Genomic DNA, 6,144 nt, shown 5'->3' on the forward strand with positions numbered 1-6,144 from the left:
AGGCTTTATCTTTGCTTGGCACGATTCAAACAAACAATCAACAAATGAGAAAATCATTATACTATCTCTTCTTAACCCTTTTCACTTCCACGACACTTTATGCCCAATATCCAATCCTACCTGAGCGCGAACGCGCCCGCGTGATTGATGAGATTTTGGAAGACCGACTTACCAACCTCCTACCCAAACTCATGCGGCGCGAAGGGATAGATATGTGGGTTATCATCTCGCGCGAATACAACGAAGACCCCGTCATGAAAACCATGCTGCCGAGCACGTGGCTGTCGGCTCGCCGCCGTACCATCATGGTATTTTTTGATGCGGGGGGAGATAAACCACTGGAAAAACTGGCCATTGCTCGCTACGACGTAGGCAACCTGCTCAAAGGCGAATGGGACATCAACGTGCAGCCTAATCAATGGTTGGCATTAGGCAAAGTGATTGAAGAGCGCAATCCCAAAAAAATCGCCCTCAATTATTCCAAAGATTACGGACACGCCGACGGTTTAACTTATACCGAACAGAAGGAATTGATGGCGAATTTATCAGAAAAACAAAAAGCTAAAATCGTATCTGCCGACCGTTTGGCGGTGGCTTGGCTCGAAACTCGCTCCGAAAAAGAAGCCGCCCTTTACCCCTTGATTTGCCGTATTTCACACGAAATTATTCAGGAAGCTTTTTCCGAAAAAGTCATTCATCCGGGCATTACTACCACCGACGATGTGGTGTGGTGGATGCGTCAAAAAGTAACTGATTTGGGGCTTGAAACGTGGTTTCATCCTACGGTCGACATTCAGCGCCACGACCCCGCCAATTTTGACCATTTGCGTACATTTTCCAAGCGCCCTGATAAGCAGGTCATTATGCCCGGCGATTTGATTCACTGTGATTTTGGCATTACGTATTTGCGACTCAATACCGATCAACAACAACACGCTTACATTCTACGGCCGGGTGAATCGGAAGTACCAGAATTTATCAAAAAGGCATTTGCGCAGGGAAATCGCCTGCAAGACCTTTTGACCGAACGTTTTAAGGCAGGCGTAACGGGCAATCAAATGCTGCTGGGGGCGCTCGAACAAGCAAAAAAAGAAGGAATTACGGCAAGTATCTATTCTCACCCCATCGGCGTGCACGGCCACGCGGCTGGGCCTACGATTGGCATGTGGGACCAGCAGAAAGGCGTTCCTGGCCCGGGCGATTATCCTTTGTTTCCCAATACGGGTTACTCCATTGAACTCAACGCTGCCGTGGAAATTGCCGAATGGAAGAAAATCATCCGAATCATGCTCGAAGAAGACGGCTACTACACCGCCGATGGTTTCCGGTATTTGGACGGACGCCAGACCGAAGTCTTTACCATCCCAAGAAAACTGACGAATGTGAAGTAATAAAAACCCCGACAATTCTGTAGACCGTATTGTCCTGAATTGTCGGGGTTTTCATACGCCTTTCGGTGATGAATGCTTAAAAGTACTGCTACGACGGGCGCTCTTTCTGCCTTTTGGCAATTGACAACAACAATGCTGGAAGCAGAATCAAGTTTGTACACATGGCCACCAGTAAAGTGATTGACACCATCACACCCATGGCCGCCGTACCCCCAAAACTCGAAGCGGCAAAAATAGAAAAGCCGCAGAATAGAATGATTGCCGTATAAATCATGCTCAATCCTGTTCCGAAAATAGCCTGCGTTACTGCTTCAGAAGCCGTGCGTCCGCGTTGGTAGAGTTCCTGACGATAACGCGTTAAGAAATAAACCGTACCGTCGGAAGCAATACCAAAAGTAATACTGAAAACCAGAATCGTAGTCGGCTTAAAATGGATATTAAAATACCCCATAATCCCCGCCGTTAAGGCCAAAGGAATAAGACACGGAAGTTTGGACAACAAAATAATGGGAATCGAACGGAAAAGTACCATCCCAACAATGGCAATCAAAACGATGGCAATCAACAGACTTTCGTACAAATTGCCCAACAAATAATCGTTGCTTTTCAAAAACACAAGACTGTGCCCCGTCAGGCTGACTTTATACTGCGACGGGTTAAAGATAGAGTCAACTTTGGGCCGTATTTGATTGATTAGGTCTTTGATTCGCTCCGAGCCTACGTCCGCCATTTGAAAACTCACCCGCGTAATACTGCGGTCTTCGTTCATAAATGAGTTTAATTGTTTTACGCCGCGGTTGTCTCCTTGTACATAATCAGTCAATTTTGATAACTCTAATGCCCCCGGCAACACGTAATATTTGGCTTCGCCTCCCCGATACGCCTGATACAAAAACCGCGAAGCCTCAACCACCGAAACAGGCTTAGAAAACTCTTTAAAATCAGCCATTTCGTTTTGTAATGCCTTGATTTTGTACAACACCTGTGCCTGATTGCCAAACACTCCGTTGGGCTGTTTGGTATCAATCATTACTTCAAAAGGCAAAACTCCGTTGAAGTTAGACTCAAAAAAACGAAGGTCCACGTAAACGGGGTCATTTTGCGGAAGGTCATCCACGATGTACCCCACGGCTTTAATTTTGGTCATCCCATACGCCGAGACCAGAATCACCACCACCATGGCGCCATAAATAGCCCGACGGTGATTGTGTACTAGATAATCAACTTTGGTCAGGAAGCCTTTGGCCCATTTTCCTTCCAAATGCTTCAAATGCCGCGCTTTGGGTAGATTCATATAATGCAACGTGATCGGCAAAAGCACCAAACAAAGTACATATGTAACCATCACACAAATGGAAGCCACGATGCCAAACTCAACCAGCAACGCACTGTTGGTAAAATAAAACACCCCAAAACCAATGGCGGTCGTAATGTTGGCCAGAAAAATAGAAAGTCCAATCTGGCAAATCATCTCCTTAATCGCTTCGTCTTTGTTGCCGTGCGTTTTGAGTTCCAGCTGGTATTTATTCAACAGAAAAACACAGTTGGGCACTCCAATTACAATCAAGAGCGGCGGGATAAGGCCCGTCAATGCCGTAATTTTATACCCAAACAACTGAAGCAAACCAACGGAGAAAATCACCCCCATCAATACCACGCCAATCGACAAGAGCGTAAGCCGAAGCGACCTAAAAAACAGCCAAAGGATAAATGCCGTCACCAATACCGCTAAGGCCATAAAAAGCTTGAGCTCACCCGATATTTTTTTCATGATGACCGTCCGAATAAACGGCATTCCTGAATAATGAAGGTCAGTTTTGTTTTTTATCGAAAACTCATCGGCCATGGCTTTGATTTCTTCCACAATCGTAATCCGCCGCGAAGAGTTTAGGTCTTTGTCATTAAAAGTAATAACAATAAGCGTCGAATTGGTTTTGGAATTGATGGCCAATCCTTCGTAAAAAGGAAGTTTTTTGACCTGATTTTTCAGGCTGTCCATCTCCGCTTGAGTAGACGGCAGTTGCGTAAAGAGCGGTTTAAATTCAAATTTACTCAGGCTGTCATTTCGTTCCACTTTGTATAAATGACCAAGCGAAAGCACATTCTTGATACCTTTCATAGCCTTGATACGCTCTGCAAGCCCGTACCAGTTCCGAAACTTAGTGAGTTCAAACAAGTTGGGGTCCTGCCAGCCTATCACCATGATAGCGCCATCTTCCCCAAACACCTTCCTAAACTCCTGATATTCTTTTTCGATGGGGTCATTAGGGGGTAAAATACGGGCCATTTGATAAGAAAGTTCGATTTTACTTCCTTCATAACCCATATATGCTACTGTTACAAAGATCAATACAATCCACGCAAACCGAAAACGAATGATGCCTGCCGCAATTTTATTCCACATAGGTAGGATAACTTTTTTAGAGGTGCAAAGATAGCCCAGACGACGAAGAATAGACAAAAATATCCATGATATATCATATCAATCAACATAAAACAAAAACAAAAACCTCATTTTCAACCTCTTACAAATCAATTACTACAAATTATAAAATCTACGTCCAACGCCGCAGTAGCAAAAATTATCTTTTGTATCCAAAACCTCTATTGCCCATTGGCAATAATCCTACAGAGAAGTGAATATTATCAAAAGAATTTAACCGAATAATAATAAACTGAATCGACCTTACAAACGGATACTAGTTTTGCCTATTTTAGTTATACTATTTCCCTAACAACCCTTCTTTCTATGAAAAACACCCTTTTTCGCACATTGATTTTCCTTTTGGTCAATGTCCTGCTTTTTTGGTTCCATTTTTGGGTATTCAGAGGCCCTTACCCTTTTGCGGGCTGGGCCACAGGCTTGCTTCATATCATCCTTTTAATCCTTTTCCCTTACTCAAACTATTTTAAAAAATGAAAAACAAACTAATCTATCCATTCTTGTTTATCGTGGTTCTGGCGGGTTGTACCCGTGTACAGCCCAATTATGAAGGGGTACTTATGAAAAATTACGGACGCGAAGGTCGTGGCGATTTCACGGTCGTGACCGGCTCACAGGGGCTACTCGGCCCTGGAACAGAACTCTATCAAGTTCCTATGTTTGAACAAAAAGCAGACCCCGCAGAAGTGGTCATTACCGCCAAAGATGCGGGCGTTTTCACCGTCGACCCTTCTCTTACCTATCAGGCGATACGAACCAAAGGCGCCGATATTATCTTCAACTACAAACACGTAGGAATTGATGATGAAAATACTATTATGGACAACATTGAAGGGGCCGTTCTGAATGCGCTGGTGGTCAATGCCTATCGCGAAGAAGCCCGCAATTTTAGCACCGATAGCTTAATGAACAACCTGAATCATTTTGAACAGTCGGTTGAAATACGCTTAAAAAAAGATTTTGAGGGGAAATTTTTTACCCTTACTTCCCTGACCAGCGGCCTCAAACCCCCCACCTCGATGGCCGAAGCCATCGAACGCCGAAACAACGCAAAACAACAAGCCGAACAGGTAAAAAACGAATTGGAAGTAGCGCGCATGAACTTGGAAAAAGCCAAAATTGAGGCCGAAGCCAACCGCGTAAAAGCAAGCGGTCTGGAACCAAGGGTATTGCAAGAACAATGGATTGAGGCCATTCGGAATACCCAAAATAAAGTAATCATCACGGATGGCCGCACCCCTATTATCCTAGGCCAGCAATAAATCGACGCAGAATATGAACAGTTTCGTTAAAAAGTTACTAAAAAGAAATTGAATGCAACAAACCAAAATACCTTTTTAAATGCCGTTTTGAGAGAACAAAGGCTCTTTTTATCACTTTTTTCAGTTTGAAGTACAACCCTGCAACCTTACTTCAAAAGTATTTACTAAAGATAATCAATAAGATAGCACGTTTATTGTCATACGAGCGTTAGGTATAATATAGTACTAATTATATAAATGCACCTATGGCTTCAAACAACAGAAACGGCTCCTCTTCGATGAAAGGCAATAAGCGAGACGTGAATGAAATCAAACAAGATCCGTCTTGGTTTATCACTTGTCTGGTCAAAGACCCCGTTAAAAGTTTTACCATCACATTTGACCCTAAGTCACTATCTCTAAAACGGGAAAAGTACGGGGATCGGTTAATTGTGCCGCAAGGTCTGGAGCAATAATCGTTATTAATTGAAGCAATCTTTGGTTTGTATCAGCAATTGTGTGTAATGTGTTAAAATCCTACGCCAGTTTTAGAATGTAACACACCAAGGTTTGAGTCGCATGTAAGTGAAGGGCACACAAAACATTAAGACATTTGTTTAGCTTAATGATTTTGTATGGGCTGATAGAAAGCGGAAAACTGTTTTTCTGTTAAAGTCACTGTCAATTAAAATATTTCAACAATAAAAAGGCCAAGCAAATTGCTTGGCCTTTTTATTGTTGAAATATCCAAAGCGTGGTGGCATGGTATGCGTCGCCGCACCGACCCTCTGCTTGTAAGGCAGAAAATAAAAAAGCCAAGCTTGCGGCTTGACTTTTCTGTGTGGGAGTTGAGGGATTCGAACGGCAGCGGCCGACCGTCCCCGACCCTCTCCTTGTAAGGCAGAAAATAAAAAAGCCAAGCTTGCGGCTTGACTTTGGATCAAAACCAAAAGTTGTGGAGTAACTTAGATTAAGCATATATCTGAGTTAGCCGATACAGGAAGAATTCTACGTTTCTTACCCCTCTGAACTGACTTCTGAACGCTTTGATTTTGGCGTTGAAGGATTC

General features: G+C 43.5%; 4 protein-coding genes. 3 read left to right on the forward strand and 1 reads right to left on the reverse strand.

The window, feature by feature from the left end; genetic code table 11:
- The first annotated feature begins 44 nt into the window (after window positions 1-44).
- Entirely contained in the window at window positions 45-1,391 is a 1,347-nt protein-coding gene (locus tag NCI00_RS09220) for a M24 family metallopeptidase (protein WP_166557830.1), read from the forward strand.
- An 88-nt stretch (window positions 1,392-1,479) separates the two neighbouring features.
- Here the strand turns inward: NCI00_RS09220 and NCI00_RS09225 are convergent, their stop codons facing one another.
- Window positions 1,480-3,795, reverse strand: a complete 2,316-nt coding sequence (locus NCI00_RS09225; protein ID WP_253526854.1) for an efflux RND transporter permease subunit — start codon at window positions 3,793-3,795, stop codon at window positions 1,480-1,482.
- A 512-nt stretch (window positions 3,796-4,307) separates the two neighbouring features.
- On the opposite strand from NCI00_RS09225, the gene NCI00_RS09230 reads away from it, so the two are divergent.
- Together NCI00_RS09230 and NCI00_RS09235 are read left to right on the forward strand one after the other, a co-directional pair.
- Window positions 4,308-5,096 (forward strand): SPFH domain-containing protein, encoded by a 789-nt coding sequence (locus tag NCI00_RS09230; RefSeq protein ID WP_253526855.1) that lies wholly within the window; start codon window positions 4,308-4,310, stop codon window positions 5,094-5,096.
- Window positions 5,097-5,341: 245 nt separating this feature from the next.
- On the forward strand, window positions 5,342-5,551 hold the full coding sequence (locus tag NCI00_RS09235; RefSeq protein WP_114065239.1) for a hypothetical protein: 210 nt from the start codon (window positions 5,342-5,344) through the stop codon (window positions 5,549-5,551).
- Window positions 5,552-6,144: the final 593 nt, after the last annotated feature.

Source organism: Runella salmonicolor (assembly GCF_024158025.1).
In the GTDB taxonomy this organism is placed as follows: domain Bacteria; phylum Bacteroidota; class Bacteroidia; order Cytophagales; family Spirosomataceae; genus Runella; species Runella salmonicolor.